Source organism: Clostridium simiarum (genome assembly GCF_018919175.1).
In the GTDB taxonomy this organism is placed as follows: Bacteria; Bacillota; Clostridia; order Clostridiales; family Clostridiaceae; genus Clostridium_L; species Clostridium_L simiarum.
The window spans coordinates 812,505-831,267 of record NZ_JAHLQL010000001.1 but is presented as its reverse complement, the minus strand read 5'-3'; the positions used below and the strand labels follow the sequence as shown (position 1 = coordinate 831,267).

The following is an 18,763-nucleotide window of genomic DNA, read 5'->3' as shown; positions in this document are numbered from 1 at the left end:
ATATTTATGACAAGAAGATCCTTTGATACAGACTTAGCAAACCTTCATAGGGAAGTTTTAAGAATGGGAAGCATTGTTGAAAAACAGATACATTTATCTATAAAGGCTCTTGTTGAACAAGATGAGGTTCTTGCCTGTGAGGTAATAAAAAATGATGATATAGCTGATGAGCTTCAAAGAGAAGTGGAAGATAGATGTGTTAAATTAATAGCTATGCAACAACCTTTAGCAAAAGATCTTAGAAATATATTTACAACAACAAAAATAGTTACAGACTTAGAGAGAATGGCTGATCATGCTGTAGATATTGCAAAGATAGTAAAAAGATTAAAAGGAGAAAAATATTTAAAAGAATTAGTGGATATTCCAAAGATGGCCGCAATTGTTCAAGACATGATAAAAGATTCTCTAGATGCCTATATAGAAGCGGATGTGGATAAAGCATATGCTATATGTAAAAGAGACGATGAAATTGATGATATATATAGGAATGTATTTACAGAGCTTTTGGATTATATGAGAAATGATAAGAGTAATGTAGGGCAAGCCACTCAATTTTTATTTGTGTGTAAATTTCTTGAAAGAATAGCTGATCATGTAACAAATATATGTGAATGGACTATTTATTTAGTTACAGGAGAAACTGTAGATTTAAATGATTAGTAGATAAAATATGTTATAAGTTATATAATATATTTTATAGTGATAATTTAAATTAATATTTAAAGAGAGTATCTTAAAGTAGTTATCTTATCATGGAAACATGTGAAATTACTTTTTCCTATGCTCTCTTATTTTATTGACTATAAAGGCCAATTAATGTAATATAACTAATTGATAGCAAAAAAATTAGGAGTGGAAAAATGAATACAAAAATATCCAAAGTGTTAGAAGATAGTATAGCAGAAGAGTTAGGTATAGAAGTTGGAGATAGGATAATTAGCATTAATGGAAATAGCATAAAAGACATAATAGATTATAGATTTTTAATGGCTGATGAATATGTAGAGATAGAAATAGAAAAGCCAGATGGAGAAGAGTGGGTTCTTGAAATAGAAAAAGATTATGATGAAAAGTTAGGTATAGAATTTGAAGAAGCTATAATGGATAATGCAAGGAGCTGTAGCAATAAGTGTGTATTCTGCTTTATAGATCAATTGCCTAAGGATATGAGAGAATCACTTTATTTTAAAGATGATGATTCAAGACTTTCTTTTTTGCAGGGGAATTTTGTAACCTTAACTAATATGAAGGATGATGATATTGATAGAATTATAAGATATAGGATTAGTCCTATTAATATATCAGTACATACCACTAATGGTGAATTAAGAAAGAAGATGTTAAATAATAGATTTGCAGGGGACATATATCATAGGCTTAAAAGGCTTTCAGAGGCAGGGATACAGATGAACTGTCAAATAGTTAGTTGCCCTGGTATTAATAATGGAAAAGAATTAATTAATACTATTGAGGATCTTTATAAACTTTCACCATCAGTTGAAAATGTTGCGGTAGTTCCAGTAGGAGTTACCATGCATAGAGAAGGATTATTTCCTTTAAAATTATATGATAAAGAGTCTGCTATAGAAGAAATAAATACTATAAAACAGCTACAAGATAGATATAAATCTGAAATTGGAGAACCTTTTATAAGACTTTCTGATGAGTTCTATGTAATGGCTGGAATGGATGTACCAGAGTCAGAGTTTTATTCCGGATTCACACAATTAGAAGATGGTGTAGGAATGATACGGTTTTTTAGGGATACTATAAAAAGAGATTTATCAAAATTAAATAAAGATAAAAAAGGTAGTTTTACTATTGCCACTGGCGCTTCTGCCTATGAAGAAATCCAAAGTGCAGCACAGTGTATAATGAAGAAAAATCCTAAAATAGATATAAAAGTAGAAAAGATTATGAATAAGTTTTTTGGAAATACTATAACAGTAGCAGGGCTCTTAACAGGAAAAGATATAATAGATGCATTAAAGGAAAGGGAACTAGGAGATTATTTAATAATTTCAAAAAATATGCTTAAAAGTGGTGAAGAGATATTTTTAGACGATGTTACCTTAAAGCAGATGGAGGGAGAATTAAAAAGAAATATATTAGTTTGTAATTATACAGGAGAAGATCTTATAGACATAATAAATAGTAATTGTAAGGAGGAGTAAAAAATGGGAAAACCAATAGTTGCAATAGTAGGTAGGCCAAATGTAGGGAAGTCAACATTATTTAACAAATTAGCAGGAAAAAGAATTTCTATAATAGAAGATACTCCAGGAGTAACTAGAGATAGAATATATGCGGAGGCAGAGTGGTTAAGATATAATTTTACAATGATTGATACTGGTGGAATAGAACCAGAAAGTGATGATGTTATAATTGCACAAATGAGAAGGCAAGCTCAAATTGCCATAGAAACTGCTAATGTAATAGTATTTATAGTAGATGGAAAAGAAGGACTTACAGCAGCAGATAGTGAAGTAGCTCAAATGCTTAGAAGGAGTAAAAAGCCTATAGTACTTGTAGTAAATAAAGTAGATTCACTTAAAGAAGAGAATAATGCTTATGAGTTTTATAATTTAGGAATAGGAGATCCAATAACTATATCTGCATCTCAGGGCTTAGGACTTGGAGATATGTTAGATAGAGTAGTTGAACACTTTAAAGATGAGGATTTTGACTCTGAAGAGGATGAGTACATAAGGATTGCAATGATAGGAAAACCTAACGTTGGTAAATCATCACTAATAAACAAGCTTTTAGGAGAGGATAGAGTTATTGTAAGTGATATTCCTGGAACTACAAGAGATTCTATAGATAGTTACCTAGAAAGCGATTTAGGAAAGTTTATATTAGTAGATACTGCTGGACTTAGAAGAAAGAGTAAGGTTAAAGAAGAAATCGAAAGATATAGCGTTATAAGAACTCTTACCTCTATAGAAAGATCTGATGTGTGTATACTTATGATAGATGCACAAGAAGGCGTAACTGAACAGGATGAAAAAATTATAGGTTATGCTCATGAATTAAATAAAGCTATAATGATAATAGTTAATAAGTGGGATCTTATTGAAAAAGATGATAAAACTATGGAAAAGTTCAAAAAAGAAATAGCATCAAAAGTATCATTTATTAATTATGCACCTTATTTGTTTATTTCAGCTTTAACAGGACAAAGAACTCACAAGGTTTTAGAGATGGCAAAAAAATGCTATGACAATTATTCAAAGAGAATAACTACAGGTATATTAAATGAAGTTATAAGTAGGGCAGTACTTATGAAAGAGCCACCTGTAGTTGGGCTTAAGAGATTAAAGATATTTTATGTTACACAAATAGGTACAAAGCCACCTACTTTCGTATTCTTTGTAAATGACCCTGGAACCTTACACTTCTCTTACCAAAGATATTTAGAAAATCAATTAAGAGCAAGTTTTGACTTTGAAGGAACAGGTATTAAATTAGAATTTAGAGAAAGGAAGGAATAGCTATGAGCAAAATAGCCTTCTTAGGAGGAGGAAGTTTTGGTAGCGCTTTAAGTATACTTCTAGCTAAAAAAGGTAATGATATAGTAATTTGGGACAGAAAAAAATCTGTTATGGAAGATATAAATAATACTAGAGAAAATAGTAAATATTTGAAGGGACTGAAATTCCCTAAAAATATAATTGCTACAAATGATATGAAATATGCAGTAGAAGGTGCTGAATTTGTAGTTTTAGCAGTACCTTCCCACGCTATAAGAGAAATTTCAAAGACTATAAGTACATTTATTTCAAAAGAAGCAGTGGTAATAAGCATCGCAAAGGGCATTGAGGATGGCAGTTATAAGAGACTGTCACAGGTTATAGAGGAAGAATTAAAAAATCCTATTGTAGTATTTTCAGGACCTAGTCATGCAGAGGAAGTTTCTATAGATATACCCACTACAGTAGTAGTAAGCTCTAAAGATATGGAAAAGGCAGAACAAGTTCAAGATTTATTTTTTACACCTAACCTTAGAGTATATACAAATGATGATCTAATTGGAGTTGAAATCGGTGGAGCTGTAAAGAACATAATAGCTTTAGCAGCAGGTATAGCTGATGGTATAGGATATGGAGATAATGCAAAGGCAGCTCTTATGACAAGAGGTATGCATGAAATTATGAAAATTGGAGAAAGTCTTGGAGGAAGAAAAGAAACATTTTTTGGTCTAACAGGTATGGGAGACTTAATAGTTACTTGCACTTCTCTCCATAGTAGAAATAGAAGAGCTGGCATATTAATAGGTAAAGGAAAAACCATGGATGAAGCTATAGAAGAAGTAGGTATGGTAGTAGAAGGAATAAAAGCTTGCAAAACCTTTTATGAATTAAAGGAAGATTTAAAAATATCCATGCCTATAACAGATATACTATATAAAGTACTCTTTAAAAACAAAAACCCTGAAGAAGGGGTTAAAGAATTAATGGAAAGAGATAAAAAAAGTGAAACTTATTAAAAGAAGACTTAATTTTAGTCTTCTTTTTTTCTTTACTAGTAATAAAGAGAGAGAAATACCAATATATATATATTGTTAATATATAGTTTGGGAGGGTAGGAATTGGAGAATTTTAATATATACAAAGATATATCTGAAAGAACTCAAGGTGATATCTATGTTGGAGTTGTAGGCCCAGTTAGAACTGGTAAATCAACCTTTATAAAAAGATTCATGGATACTATGGTAATTCCTAAGATTGAAAATGCATATAAAAAACAAAGAGCAAAGGACGAACTTCCTCAAAGCTCCTCAGGAAAAAGTATTCATACAACAGAACCTAAATTTGTTCCTAATGAAGCTATAGAGATAGCTTTAGATGATGGAATAAAATTTAAAGTTAGGATGGTAGACTGTGTTGGATACATTGTAAAGGGAGCCCTAGGGTATAAAGAAGGAGAAGAAGCTAAAATGGTAACTACCCCTTGGTATGATTATGCAATACCCTTTGAAGAAGCCGCAGAAATAGGCACTAAAAAGGTTATTACAGAGCATTCAACCATAGGACTTTTAATAACTACTGATGGCTCTATAACTGATATAAGTAGAGATGAATATATAGAGGCAGAAGAAAGGGTAGTAGAAGAGCTAAAAAATATGAATAAACCATTTATAATGGTTTTAAACTCATCTAGAGCATATTCGCCTGAAACTATAGCTCTAAGAAAAGAACTAGAAGAAAAATATGATGTACCTGTTCAAACCATTGATGTGTTAAACATGAAGGAAGAAGATATGATGAATCTATTCCAAAGAGTACTAAAAGAGTTTCCTATTAAAGAAATAAATATAGATATGCCACATTGGATAGAAAAGCTTGAAGGAACTCATTGGCTTAAAGTGAATTTTTTGAACATAATAAAAGATATGTGTAAAAATGTATATAAGGTAAGAGATATAAAAAGAGTATTAGATGGAGTAAAAGAAGAGGAGTTCCTTCAAAGTGCTTTAATTGATGAAATGAATATGGGTGAAGGAATAGCTAGAGTTACTATGAATCCAAAGGGTGGAATATTCTACGATATCCTTAGTGAAATCTGTGACTCAACAATAAGAGGAGAAGACGAGCTTTTAACTATAATGAGGGAGCTTCATGAGGCAAAGGTAGAGTATGATAAAGTTTCCAATGCATTAAAAGATGTAAAAGATACAGGATATGGGCTAGTAGCGCCTCAATTGTCTGAAATGAAGTTTGAAGAGCCAGAGATAGTAAAACAAGGTAATAGATACGGAGTAAAACTTAAAGCAAGTGCTCCTTCACTTCATTTTATAAAAGCAGATATACAAACAGAAATATCTCCTATAATGGGAACTGAAAAAGAAAGTGAAGATCTTGTTAAATCTTTATTAGAGCAATTTGAAAATGACCCTTCAAAGATGTGGCAGAGTAATATGTTTGGTAAGTCATTAGAGGTATTAGTAAAAGAAGGTCTTCAAAATAAATTATACAAAATGCCTGAAGATGTTCAGAGTAAAATTCAAAGAACATTACAGAAAATAATAAACGAAGGTAATGGCGGACTGATTTGCATAATACTTTAAGCAAAAGTAATTAGTATTTTGCAATTGTTATTATAGATGTGATTAACATCATATTAATAGTATAAAAATTTATATATTAACTTATATAATAAAGAAACATAAAATTTTAAAGTTTTATGTTTCTTTATATTAATAAAAAGATAGTGTTTATAAAAATAATAGAATAGATTGTAAAAATTTCATTTAATAGAAGCATCTTGATTTTTATTTCATAATCTTTTATAATCTAATGTGTAAGAAAACTTAATATCTGGGTATGGCGCAGATGGTAGCGCGCTACAATGGGGTTGTAGAGGTCGCAGGTTCAAATCCTGTTACCCAGACCAAAATAAAAATCCTGTAAACTAAATGTTTCACAGGATTTTTATTTTTGAATAATTACAATATTCAACTAATTTTTATTAAATGATAATACTTATTGACAGCAAAAAAAGTAATTGCTAAAATATAGGGATAAAACCTATAAAGATAATAATTGGATTTAATATGCTAGTACATAGTGTAAAACAAAAGAAAAAATATGAAAGGAGATTTTTATAAAAATGTTGATTAATATTAAAATAAGCATTTATTTATAAAGTATTACAATTTAAAAAATTTATTTTAAAATTAAAAATATCAACATTATATAGATAATTTATAAAAAAGGAGATATTACATGAAATTTTTTAATATAAAAAATATAAATATAAAAACTAAGCTCATAGCTATATTAGCATTTTTAGTATTATTGATTGCAGCTATTATAGGTAATAATTTTTATACCTTTGAAAAATTAAATGGAGATGCACCTGCCATTAATCTTTCAGGTAGCGAGAGGATGAGAAGCTATAAGCTTTCTTATATGGCTAACTTATACATAAATGAAACTGATTCTTCAATGAAATCTAAAATAAAAGAAGATATATTAAATGAGATGGAAACCTTTGAAAAAATTCTTAATGGCTTAGAAAATGGTGATAAAGAATTAAAGTTATCAAAAGCTAAAGATAAAGAGTCCATTGATATATTAAAAAAGATTAACCTGAAATGGAAGGATATGAAAAATAATTATAATGTTATATTACAAACAGAGGATAAAAATATACAGATAGAAAGTATTAGTCACATTAATAGTAATATAAATGATGTAGTAAAGGAGATAAATGATTTAGTAAATTATTTGGATAAATTATCTAGTGAAAAAATATATATATCTAAAAATATAAGCATAGTCTTCTTTATAATTTCTCTAATTGTTACTGTAGTTTCTTTTATAGTGATTAAGAAAACTATTATAGCTCCCATAGAGAATCTTAAAAATAGAATGAAAGATATAGCAGATGGAGAAGGGGATTTAACCCAGAGAATAATTATAAATAATAGGGATGAAGTTGGAGAACTTGCCTACTGGTTTAATTTATTTATTGAAAATGTGCACAGTATAATTGAAAATGTTGTTGTTACCTCAGAAAGTACTAAAGAAACCTCTGAGCAAATATCAGATATATTTGCTCAAAATGGACAAGCTACAGAAACCATTGCCTTTTCTGCACAACAGGTATCCGAAGGAAGTAATGTTCAAAGTAATGAAGTTGAAAGTTTATTTATAAAGGTTAAGAATATGACAGAAAAAATAAAAGAAATAAACTTCATAGTAAATAATGTATCTGAGATTTCAAATAAATCTCAAAGTGAAGCTGAAAATGGAAATATAAAAATCGAAGAAACTAAGGCACAACTTGATCTGCTAAAACACACCATAGGTGAGATGGATAATAAAATGAATTTATTAGATAATAATTCAAAAGAAATAAGTAAAATAGTTGATCTAATAAACAACATATCAAGCCAAACCAATTTGTTAGCATTAAATGCATCAATTGAAGCAGCAAGGGCAGGTGAGATGGGTAAAGGCTTTGCTGTTGTAGCTGGAGAAGTAAAAAAACTAGCAGAAGAAACTGAAAAGGCAACAGATCAGATAGTACCTTTTATTAAATCTGTTGAAGAAAATGTTTATTTAATAAAAAATCATATGAAAGAAGTTACTCTAGAATTAGATAAGGAGTTTAAAGTTTTAAATGAAACCATAAGTACACTTTATGTTATACTAAAGGGAAGTAAAAGTACTGTAACAGGAATAGGTGACGCAAATAGTATATTAATTGATGTAAATAATAATTTTGATAATATAAAAGATGTTTTTTCTGATATAATGAATATAACTAAAAGTAATGCGGATAATATGCAAAATGTTGCAGCAGCAGTTGAAGAACAGTCAGCGTCTACTCAAGAAGTTTCAGGGTCTATATCTGAACTATCTTCAATGATATCTGAACTATACAAGAAGGTTTCTAAATTTAAAGTATAGATATGTTTTTTATAATTTATAAATGAGTTTAAAACTTACTTATAATTTTAATAACTATATTAGAGATATTATATATTAGAATTTATAAATTTTAATATATAAAGCTTTATGAACATATTTACAATATGATAAGATAAAGCTATAATGATATAGAATTTAATATTAGTGATGATAGAGAAGAGTACATAGAAGCTAATTTTAAAGAGAGTCGATTATGGTGGGAGTTCGGCATATTAGTCTATGGAAAGAAGCTCTGGAGCTTTTAGACTGAAAGTTTTAAAGTAAGTCAAGAGAGGAAGATTTCTCTTATTGAAATTAAGTGGGTTAGTATAACCAATTTAGGTGGTACCGCGGAAGATAGCCTTTCGTCCTAAACTAAGGATGAGAGGCTTTATTTATTTTAAAAAATAATAATATTTTAAAATTGTAAGTGAAAGGATTGATAAAATGAGTAATGAAAAATTAGCGGATCTTCTATTCCCTAGTATAGACAAAACTCCTAACTATTATTTAGAAAAGTATCCTAAGAGAAACTTAAAGGAGGGAGCTAAAGTTGTTAGATATGCTCCAAGTCCCACAGGATTTCAACATATAGGTGGAGTGTTTGCAGCTCTTGTAGATGAAAGACTAGCAAGTGAAAGTGAAGGAGTTTTTATTCTAAGAATAGAGGATACAGACCAAAAAAGAGAGGTTGAAGGAGCTATTGAAGATACCATAGCTACTATGAGAAACTTTGGTATGCACTTTAATGAAGGAATGACTGGAGAAACCACTGAAATAGGTAATTATGGGCCATATAGGCAAAGCCATAGAGAAGAAATTTATAAAACCTTTGCTAAGAGTTTAGTTATAAAAGGCTTAGCATACCCTTGCTTCTGTTCCGCAGAAGAACTGAATCAAATTAGAGAAAAGCAAACTGATATGAAATTAACTCCAGGATATTATGGAGAATATGCAAGATGTAGAAACTTATCTTTTGAACAGGTTAAAGCCCATATTGAAAAGGGGGATGAATTTATCTTAAGATTAAAATCTCCTGGTAACATAGAAAATAGGGTGGAATTTCATGATTTAATAAAAGGAGATATATCATTTCCAGAGAATAATCAAGATATAGTTATTATAAAATCAGATGGACTTCCAACTTATCATTTTGCTCATGCTATTGATGATGCTTTAATGAGAACTACTCACGTAATAAGAGGAGAGGAATGGTTATCATCTCTTCCAATACATGTGCAATTATTTGATATTTTAGGATTCCATACTCCAAATTTTGCTCATATTCCAACAATTATGAAGCAAGATGGAGAAACTAAGAGAAAGTTAAGCAAAAGAAAGGATCCAGAAAGTGCAGTTTCTTATTATAGAGAAGAGGGATATCCTGTAGAGTCAGTTATTGAATATCTTTTAAATATAATAAATTCTAACTTTGAAGAGTGGAGAGAAGAAAATCCACAACTAGATTATAGAGAATTCCCAGTAGCTTTAGAAAAAATGAGTAAAAGCGGTGCTTTATTTGATATAGTTAAGCTAAATGATGTAAGTAAAAATGTTATAGCTAGAATGAAAGCAGATAAGGTATATGAGTTATATACCCAGTGGGCAAAGGAATTTGATAAGGAAAGCTATGATTTAATGATTAAATATAGTAGCAGAGCAAAAGAGATATTTAATATAGACAAAGATGGTCAGAAGCCAAGAAAAGATTTTGAAAAGTGGAGTGACGTTAAGGAAAAGATATTTTATTTATTTGACGAATTATTTTACATGGAAAGCTCTGAAGATATAGAATTACCAAAGAACATGACTTTAGAAGAAGCGAAGCATATAACAGAAGCTTATATTAAAGTTTTTGATATTAATAATGATAAAGATAGCTGGTTTGATAACTTGAAGTCTTTAGCTTTAGAATTAGGTTATGCAGCTGATAGAAAGAGCTTTAAGAAAAATCCTGAAAATTATAAAGGAATGGTTTCTGATGTGGCTGGAGCTGTAAGAAGTGCTTTAAGTCATAGAAATAATACGCCAGATCTATATACTATTATGCAAGTAATGGGTGAGGATATGGTTAAAGAGAGATTTAAGAAATTCTTAGAAGTATAAAATAAAGAGCACTGAAATAATAAAATATTTCAGTGCTTCAAGTTTTTCTTATAATAATATTTTAATAAAATTTACACAGTAAGTATTTTCTATCTGTACATCCACCATGGGTTATAAAAATGATAATGATGGTGATGATAGTGATGATGGTGATGCCTTGGGGAATTACGGCGAGAATGTGAACGATATAAGTCTGTTTCTTCAATCTCAGGATCAACTTCATCTCGAGACATTCCACAATGCATCATATGTTGAGGCATCATCATATAAGGATTATGCATCATAGGACTCATCATAGGACTCTGCATCATAGGACTCATCATAGGATTTTGAAAATAAGGCATAGCTTGCGGGCACATCATATGATGATGCATCATTGGATATTGAATATGTGGCATTTTTTCAGAGTGCTCTTCTTTATGATGACAATGATGCTTCTTGTTACGAGGATCATTAAGGTTGATTGTATCATTTGTGTTATCGTTGCTACTGTACATGTATATACCTCCAAATAATTTAACTACAATATTACAATATGCAGTAAGTAAAGAAAGAGTGCGATTAATTATAAAATAAAACTCCAAAAGGTACTATAAATATTTTAAATGGAAAGTGGTTTGACTATTTAAATAAACAATTAGATATAAAGATCAAAATTTGATATTATTAATAATACAGGAACTAAATATATGGCCCCTTGGTCAAGCGGTCAAGACGCCACCCTCTCACGGTGGAATCAGGGGTTCGATTCCCCTAGGGGTCACCAAGCTTGAAAACACAGTGTTTTAAGGAATTAAGACACTGTGTTTTTTTGTTTTTCCTACACTAGAAAAGTAAAAATATAAAAGGAGTATTTTCTCCTTAATCAACTAAGTAAATAAATTATTTAATTTTTGGGCAACAATAGTTTTTCTTTAAGCATGGTAAGATAACATCTTTTGAAGTTAGAGAATAATAGGATAACAGAATAATTTAATTAAGAAAGGCATCTAGGAAACTAGGTGTCTTTTTGATTAGATAAACTCTGATAAAAATTACAAATTATTGCATTGTATCCCTTAAAATGTATTTATTACAGAAAGAAAGGAGGGATACTATGTCAAAAGAGGAACTACTCTTAGAAAAAATAGAAGAAGTAAGAGACTTAATGAATCAACTTATAAGGGAAAAGCAAGAACTTCTTGACCAAAATGTTATACAATTAAGCCAAAGATTAGACAATTTGCTTAATGAGTATAACGATTTTTTAAGACAGGATGATTAGGGAATAGCAAACTAAGGATAAAAAGGCATCCAGTTATATGGATGTCTTTAGTTTTAATAAAACTAATCAAAAAAGCTTTATTTGGACAAATTATCATTGAATCTGATAGGAATCAATATAAAAACATACAAGCAGAAGGCTAGGGGAGTGTTATGACTTTTATTCAAAAGAGGCTACAGAGTGAATTGTTCATCACTAGTTTTTGTGATTCACTTTAACTCTTTTCAATAACCGTATAAATAAGTATAATAGTACTGGAGTTTAAAAGTAAAAAATAATTAGTAGAAGGTGGAACTATGGGAAGATTAATATTAGCAGAAAAGCCTTCTGTGGCTAGAAATATAGCTGAAGCATTGGGCTGTAAAGCTCGCAAAGATGGATATATAGAAGGTTCAGGATATATAATAACTTGGGCTTTTGGTCATTTGCTTACTCTTTATGACTGTAGGGATTATGATGAAAAATTAGCTTTATGGGATTTTGATTATTTTCCGTATATACCTGAGAAGTTTAAATATAAGGTTAAAAATGATGGTAAGAACAAAAAGGTAATTGATAAGGGTGCAAAAAAACAATTAGATATAATTAGTAGTCTTATAAATAGAGATGATATTACAGAAATTATAACCGCTACGGACTACGATAGAGAAGGTGAACTTATAGCTCTTCTTATATTTCAATATTTAAAAGTTGAAAAGCCAATTCACAGAATATTAATTAACGAATGGACCCCAGAGGAGATAAATAAAGGATTAAATAATCTTAAAGCTAATTCAGATATGGTTACCTTGCAGGAGGCAGGAGTAAGTCGTCAACTGGCAGATTGGGTAATAGGTATAAATTTTACTGCTGTAGCAACAATGAAATATACTAGAGGCAGGGGAAACTTATTAAATATTGGGAGGGTTCTGATGCCTACCCTTAAATTAATATATGACAGGGAGATGGAAATAAAAAATTTTAAATCCGAAGCTTTTCATGAACTTATTGCAACTTTTGAAAATCAGGCAGGTAGCTATAAGGGGAAATTTTTTCATGGGAATAATGATAAATTTTCTAATAAAGATAGTGTGGTTAGGTTGAAGGAAGAAATTGAAGGAAAAGAAGGTAGGATTAAAAGTAAAAAAGTTGAAAGTAAGAATGAATATCCTCCAGCACTTTTTAATTTAAGTAATTTACAGGGTTTTATTACTAGTAAATTTAATGGATGGACTGCAGATAAGGTATTAAAAGTAGCTCAAAGTCTATATGAAAAAAAGTATATAACCTATCCAAGAACTGAAAGTACTGCATTAGAAGAAAGTCTTAAGGATAAGGCAAAGAATGTGTTAGAAGTTTTGAAAAAACAGTTACCATTTAAAGATGAAATAATATTTAATGAATCGAAAAAAGTATTTAATAATGAAAAGGTTGAGAGTCATAGTGCTATAATACCTACATATGTTATTCCAAAAGGGTTAGATAAGGAAGAATGGGAAGTTTATAATAGCATAAAGAATAGATTTGTTTCTCAATTTATGGAACCAGCTCAGTATGAAAATACTGAAATTATAACTGCGGTGCAGGGTGAGAAATATGAAAGATTATTTAGTACAAAGGGAAGAATACTTAAAAATAAGGGATGGCTTAAGCTTTATGATGAAGAGAAAAAAGAAGAATTATTACCTCCAGTAAATGAAAATGAGGAGGTTAAAATTGAAGATATTAAGGTTACATCTAAGAAGAGTAAACCACCAGCACATTATACAGAAAAAACTCTTTTAAAGGCAATGGAAACTTGCGGCAAGGGTAATAAATCACAAGAGGGTGAAGAAGAGGACAGCACCATATTATATGGATATTCTATAGGAACAGCTGCTACTAGAGCAGAAACTATAAATAAACTTAAGTTTGCAGGATATATTGTTACCAAGGGAAAATCTCTTTTAATAACGGATATAGGAAGTAAACTTATAGAAAGCTTCCCAGTAAAAGAACTAATGGATACGGACTATACTGGAAGATTAGAAAAAAAACTATATGATATGGAAAAAGGCAACTACAATAAAGATGAATTTTTGAAGGAGATATTTAACTTTACTAAAATCGGAGTTATGAAAATGAAAAGAAGTAGACCTACAATAATAAATGATACTAGAGAGGTAAAAGAAAATTAATATTAAACTAAAAGTATCAAAGTATAATTTAAGCCCTAATTACTATAATTATAGTGATTAGGGCTTCTTAAATTTTCCTTTTGCTTTTCCATTATTACTCTTTTCCTTAGAATTTTTTTGAGACTTGCTATTAGATTTTTTAACTGGATTTCCTAAAGATTTATTAGTAGTAGTATTATTTGTTTCTTCATTATGATTAGTAGTAGGAGTATTAGTAGTAGGGGTATTGCTATTATTGGTATTATTATCTGGTATTTCAGGTTCTAATTCTTTATCTATATATTTATTAGGACTTTCTTCTTGGATTGATTTTTGGTCATAGATTTCATTAAAATTATCTTCAGTAGTAGTTGGTGTATTATTTTTTTCTTTATCAGAATTACGGCTAGATAAGTTTTTTAGTATAAAATAAGAAGTTGTTATAAGTACTAGACAAATCAAAATTATAAAATATTTTAAATTGCCTTTAATGATATTGGTGCTTTTTAAGATAACCTTTGGATCTTCTTTTAATGTTTTGGTTAGTTCTATATCTATAGTACCCTCTTTTAATATTTTTGTACCTTCTTCTTTAACATAACTATTTTCTAATTGAGCTAATATGTCTTTCTTTACTTCTAATATATTTTTATAACGATCTAACTTATCTACTTGCATGCATCTCTTTATTATAGATTTAATTTTATTATGTTTAAAAGTATCATAATTTTCATCTTTTAAAGGTTCTAAGAATCCTTTTGGTTGATTTCCTTTTATCATAAAGTACATAATAGCACCAAGAGAGTATATATCCGTTTCCACAGAGGATTGTTCTAATCCATATTGCTCTGGTGCAGCATACCCTTGAGAATACATATATACAGTATCATGCTTTTTATTAGGTTTAAATTCTCTTGAAGTTCCAAAATCTATTAATTTGATATTTTCATTAAATATCATTATATTTGAGGGTTTTAAGTCCCTATATATTATTGCAGGACTTTGACTATGGAGATAATTTAAAATATCGCATAGTTTTAAGATTATTTGAAAAACCTCATGTTCATCTAAAAACCCTTTTTCTTTTACATAATGTTTTAAAGTATTTCCGTGAATAAATTCTTCCACTATGTATAAAACATTATTTTCTTGAAACACATCGAATATCTTTGGAATTCCATCGTGAGTTAATTTTTTTAAAATATAGGGTTCTGCCAAAAGCACTGTATTTTTTTCATTCAATTGAATACTTTTTATAGCGTAAGTTTTACCATCATTCTTCATTATATTTTTTGAAGAATACACGTTGCTTGTCCCACCGTTACCTATAATATCTAAAATCTCATATTTTTTATTTAAAATAAATCCTTTATTAAGCAAAATATCACCCTTTATAGTTTATTGCAGTGTTATTATAGCATTTTTTATATTGAAAATACAAAGGAATATATGTTTTTATATATTTGAATTTAGGAGAAAAGGAATAGTTTTTTTTATTTAACATAAGATTTATTATAGTGATTTTAAGGAGGGAGCTCAATGTCAAATGAAGAGTTTTACACTTTTCGTGGATATATGCAAAAGGATTTAAAACTATTAACCCCCTCCATGGAAGATTATATGGAAATGATATATAGACTTTCACAGGACAATGGTTTTACAAGAATAAATGAAATAGCAAAATTTCTTAATGTGCAACCGCCTTCAGCTACAAAGATGATTCAAAAACTTTCAGAGGTTAATTTGATACAGTATGAGAAATATGGAGTCATTATACTTACTGATGAGGGAAGAGATATAGGGGAAATGCTTCTTAAAAGGCATAATGTTATTGAAGGTTTTTTAGGATTTATTTCACCCTTAGAGGATGTGCTAGAACAAACAGAGAAATTAGAGCATTCTATTAGTAGCGAAACTTTAAAGAATTTAGATATTTTTGTGGAGTTTCTTAAAGAAAATCCTGAAATTATAAAAGCCTATCAAATTTATAGAAATGAAAGAAGAAGTACCATAGAGAATAACTATATATAGATTTAAAAGTTGGCTAATTTAAGTCAACTTTTTTGTATATTTAAATATTTTTTACACTTTTTATAAGGTGATGCATAAAATGACATTAGCTGAAGGAAATAAAGTTAGCCTAGACTAAAAATATAGCTTAATGGAGGAGGAAAAGGATGTTAAATTTAAATAAAGCCCAAGTAGGGGATAGAGTAAAAGTGGAGGAGCTTTTTATGCAAGGATTTTTAAGAGAGAGGATGCTGGCCCTAGGACTTACCAAAGGAGCGAAGGTAGAAGTTATACAAAGAGGACCCTCTGGTGATCCAACAGTTTATAATATCAGGGGTGCAATGATAGCTCTAAGGGAAGAAGAAGCATCTCTTATAAAGGTTATTGAAGAGTAATCTAAGTAATAGTAAGTTTGGAGGTTAGAAATGGGACTTACCTATAAATCCACAGGAATGGATACATTAACAGAGGAATATAAAATAGATAAGAAGAAAGATCAATTTGTTATTGCCCTAGCAGGGAATCCAAATACAGGGAAAAGCACGGTGTTTAACTCTTTAACAGGGCTTCGTCAGCATACTGGGAATTGGCCAGGAAAGACCGTAACTAATGCTAGAGGAGAGTTTAGGTATAATGATAGAGAATATATTTTGGTAGATTTACCAGGAACTTATTCTCTTTTCTCATCTTCAGTAGAAGAAGAAATAGCTAGAGATTTTATTTGTTTTGGAAATTCTGATGTAGTTGTTGTTATAGCTGATGCTACTTGTCTAGAAAGAAATTTAAATCTTGTTTATCAGGTAATGGAACTTACTGATAATGTAATTCTATGCATAAATCTTATAGATGAGGCAAAAAAGAAGGGTATAGTAATAGATGCAATAGGCATTGAGGAAGAATTAGGTATTCCGGTAGTGTTATCAGCTGCTAGAAGTGGTGTTGGAATTGATGAACTAAAAGAAGTAATAGATAAGGTAGTATTAGGTAAAATAAAGCCTAAACCTAATAAATTGAATTATGAGGACTACATTGAAAAAATAATAAAGGAAATGGAGAGTATAGTACAAAAGGAAAATGTGGGGATAAATTTAAGATGGATGGCGTTAAGGCTTGTTGATGGAGATGCAGCAATATTTAATAGCATATTTGAAAAAATGGATGCAAATGCTTCAATGGAATTAAAAGTAAGGATTGATGAAATTGTTAAACACACAAATAAAAAGAAAATCAGGGATGATATAACTTATAGAATATACAAAAAGACAGAGGAAATAAGAGATAAATATATAAAAATAGATAAAAATAAAAAGGACAGAGACAGAGTAATTGATAAATATATTACTTCTAGAGCCTTTGGAATTCCTATAATGATATTCATATTAGCTTTAGTTTTATGGATTACAATTATAGGAGCTAATTACCCTTCACAGCTTATTGCAAAGCTATTATTTAAGTTTGAAGATATTCTTACTAATTGGTTCATGCATATGAATGCGCCTAAATGGCTACATGGAATACTAGTGCTTGGACTTTACAGAACTTTGTCTTGGGTGGTTTCTGTAATGCTACCCCCTATGGCGATTTTCTTTCCTCTTTTTACCTTACTAGAAGACTTAGGATATTTGCCTAGAGTAGCTTTTAATCTAGACCATCTTTTTAAAAAGGCTTGTACTCATGGAAAACAATGTCTTACTATGTGCATGGGATTAGGATGTAACGCGGCAGGAGTTATTGGATGTAGGATTATTGACTCACCAAGAGAAAGGTTAATAGCTATAGTTACCAATAATTTCATACCTTGTAATGGGAGGTTTCCAACACTTATTGCAGTTTCTTCTGTGTTTTTATTAGCCAATTCAAAAGGAAAACTTTCTAATTTATACCCCGCTTTAGCAGTAACAGTGATGGTTATTATTGGTGTAGCCATAACCTTATTAGTTTCTTATGTATTATCTAAAACTTTACTAAAAGGAGTTCCCTCAAGTTTTACCTTAGAGCTACCACCTTATAGAAAGCCTCAAGTTGGGAGAATACTTTATACTTCTATAATAGATAGAACAATTTTTGTTTTGGGGAGGGCAGTAGTTGTAGCAGCGCCAGCTGGAGTTGTTACGTGGATACTAGGGAATATATATATTGGGGATTTAAGTATAATTTCTCATGTTGCAAGCTTTCTTAATCCCGTGGCAAATTTAATTGGATTAGATGGATATATTCTAATGGCCTTTATATTAGGATTACCGGCCAATGAAATTGTTCTACCTATATTACTAATGTCATATATGTCCACTGGAACTATGATTGAATTTGAAAGCATAGAAGCTTTAAGACAGATTTTATTAAACCAAGGATGGACATATCTAACTGCTTTAAATGTTATGCTGTTTACTTTATTACACTGGCCTTGTGCTACTACACTTTTAACCATAAAAAAAGAAACGGGTAGCAGAAAATGGACAATTCTTTCTGCTTTAATTCCAACAGCTATAGCATTTATAGTATGCTTTATAACAACAAGTGTAGCAAGAATTTTAGGAATGATTTAACATAAAACCCTGGAAAAGTCCAGGGTTTTTTATGTTAAACTATAGAAGTATGAAATATATGCTCCTCTATTCTTGGCATAGTTCACCTTCATTAATTATTTTATCATTACATTTTTCTAAATTAGATAGGGCTAGAGCAATTATGAAGACTCTAATACTTATTGGAATTTCTAAAGATAGAGTAGGTTCATCTTCTTCCCATTGACATTGGATTTCAAGAAAGGTTTCTATTGAAGATGAATCATTATCATTAATATCCATTATTATCACCTTGATAGA

The 18,763-nt window shown here is 29.9% G+C and carries 15 protein-coding genes, 2 tRNA genes and 1 other annotated feature; of the genes, 14 read left to right on the top strand and 3 right to left on the bottom strand.

Annotated elements, in window-relative coordinates:
* Positions 1–6: 6 nt before the first annotated feature.
* The 8 genes from phoU to gltX all read left to right on the top strand — a co-directional run bounded on the left by phoU (position 7) and on the right by gltX (position 10,529).
* Positions 7–663 carry a phosphate signaling complex protein PhoU gene (gene phoU / locus KQI89_RS03950; protein ID WP_216455988.1) on the top strand — a complete coding sequence of 219 codons (657 nt, stop codon included), beginning with the start codon at positions 7–9 and terminating at the stop codon, positions 661–663.
* Positions 664–863: 200 nt separating this feature from the next.
* A complete protein-coding gene (locus KQI89_RS03945; protein ID WP_216455987.1) occupies positions 864–2,177 on the top strand; it encodes a DUF512 domain-containing protein in 1,314 nt (437 codons plus the stop codon).
* Positions 2,178–2,180: 3 nt separating this feature from the next.
* Positions 2,181–3,497 carry a ribosome biogenesis GTPase Der gene (der, locus tag KQI89_RS03940; protein ID WP_032121818.1) on the top strand — a complete coding sequence of 439 codons (1,317 nt, stop codon included), beginning with the start codon at positions 2,181–2,183 and terminating at the stop codon, positions 3,495–3,497.
* 2 nt (positions 3,498–3,499) lie between these two features.
* Positions 3,500–4,492 (top strand): NAD(P)H-dependent glycerol-3-phosphate dehydrogenase, encoded by a 993-nt coding sequence (locus KQI89_RS03935; RefSeq protein ID WP_216455986.1) that lies wholly within the window; start codon positions 3,500–3,502, stop codon positions 4,490–4,492.
* Between the two features lie 102 nt (positions 4,493–4,594).
* Complete coding sequence (spoIVA, locus tag KQI89_RS03930) at positions 4,595–6,073, top strand: stage IV sporulation protein A (RefSeq protein ID WP_216455985.1); 1,479 nt, start codon at positions 4,595–4,597, stop codon at positions 6,071–6,073.
* A gap of 250 nt (positions 6,074–6,323) precedes the next feature.
* A tRNA-Pro gene (locus KQI89_RS03925) sits at positions 6,324–6,399 on the top strand.
* Positions 6,400–6,731: 332 nt separating this feature from the next.
* A complete protein-coding gene (locus KQI89_RS03920) occupies positions 6,732–8,423 on the top strand; it encodes a methyl-accepting chemotaxis protein (RefSeq protein WP_216455983.1) in 1,692 nt (563 codons plus the stop codon).
* Positions 8,424–8,582: 159 nt separating this feature from the next.
* Positions 8,583–8,799, top strand: a binding site (T-box leader).
* A 71-nt stretch (positions 8,800–8,870) separates the two neighbouring features.
* The gene (gene gltX, locus KQI89_RS03915; RefSeq protein ID WP_216455982.1) at positions 8,871–10,529 is read left to right on the top strand and encodes a glutamate--tRNA ligase; all 1,659 of its coding nucleotides are present in this window, start codon (positions 8,871–8,873) and stop codon (positions 10,527–10,529) included.
* Between the two features lie 89 nt (positions 10,530–10,618).
* Here the strand turns inward: gltX and KQI89_RS03910 are convergent, their stop codons facing one another.
* The gene (locus KQI89_RS03910) at positions 10,619–11,026 is read right to left on the bottom strand and encodes a hypothetical protein (protein ID WP_216455981.1); all 408 of its coding nucleotides are present in this window, start codon (positions 11,024–11,026) and stop codon (positions 10,619–10,621) included.
* 194 nt (positions 11,027–11,220) lie between these two features.
* Between KQI89_RS03910 and KQI89_RS03905 the strand changes: the two genes are divergently transcribed.
* From KQI89_RS03905 to KQI89_RS03895, 3 genes are all read left to right on the top strand, one after another.
* Positions 11,221–11,295, top strand: a tRNA-Glu gene (locus tag KQI89_RS03905).
* A gap of 330 nt (positions 11,296–11,625) precedes the next feature.
* Positions 11,626–11,793 (top strand): aspartyl-phosphate phosphatase Spo0E family protein, encoded by a 168-nt coding sequence (locus KQI89_RS03900; RefSeq protein WP_032121813.1) that lies wholly within the window; start codon positions 11,626–11,628, stop codon positions 11,791–11,793.
* Between the two features lie 296 nt (positions 11,794–12,089).
* The gene (locus tag KQI89_RS03895; protein ID WP_216455980.1) at positions 12,090–13,949 is read left to right on the top strand and encodes a type IA DNA topoisomerase; all 1,860 of its coding nucleotides are present in this window, start codon (positions 12,090–12,092) and stop codon (positions 13,947–13,949) included.
* Positions 13,950–14,006: 57 nt separating this feature from the next.
* On the opposite strand, the gene KQI89_RS03890 is transcribed toward KQI89_RS03895, so the two are convergent.
* Positions 14,007–15,308, bottom strand: coding sequence for a serine/threonine-protein kinase (locus KQI89_RS03890; protein ID WP_216455979.1), 1,302 nt, complete (start codon positions 15,306–15,308; stop codon positions 14,007–14,009).
* Positions 15,309–15,467: 159 nt separating this feature from the next.
* Here KQI89_RS03890 and KQI89_RS03885 point away from each other — a divergent pair, with 159 nt between their 5' ends.
* From KQI89_RS03885 to feoB, 3 genes are all read left to right on the top strand, one after another.
* Positions 15,468–15,959 (top strand): metal-dependent transcriptional regulator, encoded by a 492-nt coding sequence (locus KQI89_RS03885; RefSeq protein ID WP_216455978.1) that lies wholly within the window; start codon positions 15,468–15,470, stop codon positions 15,957–15,959.
* 146 nt (positions 15,960–16,105) lie between these two features.
* Positions 16,106–16,333, top strand: a complete 228-nt coding sequence (locus KQI89_RS03880) for a FeoA family protein (protein ID WP_032121810.1) — start codon at positions 16,106–16,108, stop codon at positions 16,331–16,333.
* Between the two features lie 30 nt (positions 16,334–16,363).
* Positions 16,364–18,484: a ferrous iron transport protein B gene (gene feoB, locus KQI89_RS03875; RefSeq protein ID WP_216455976.1), complete on the top strand. Its 2,121-nt coding sequence runs from the start codon at positions 16,364–16,366 to the stop codon at positions 18,482–18,484.
* A 66-nt stretch (positions 18,485–18,550) separates the two neighbouring features.
* On the opposite strand, the gene KQI89_RS03870 is transcribed toward feoB, so the two are convergent.
* Positions 18,551–18,745 (bottom strand): hypothetical protein, encoded by a 195-nt coding sequence (locus KQI89_RS03870; RefSeq protein ID WP_032121808.1) that lies wholly within the window; start codon positions 18,743–18,745, stop codon positions 18,551–18,553.
* Between the last annotated feature and the right edge of the window lie 18 nt (positions 18,746–18,763).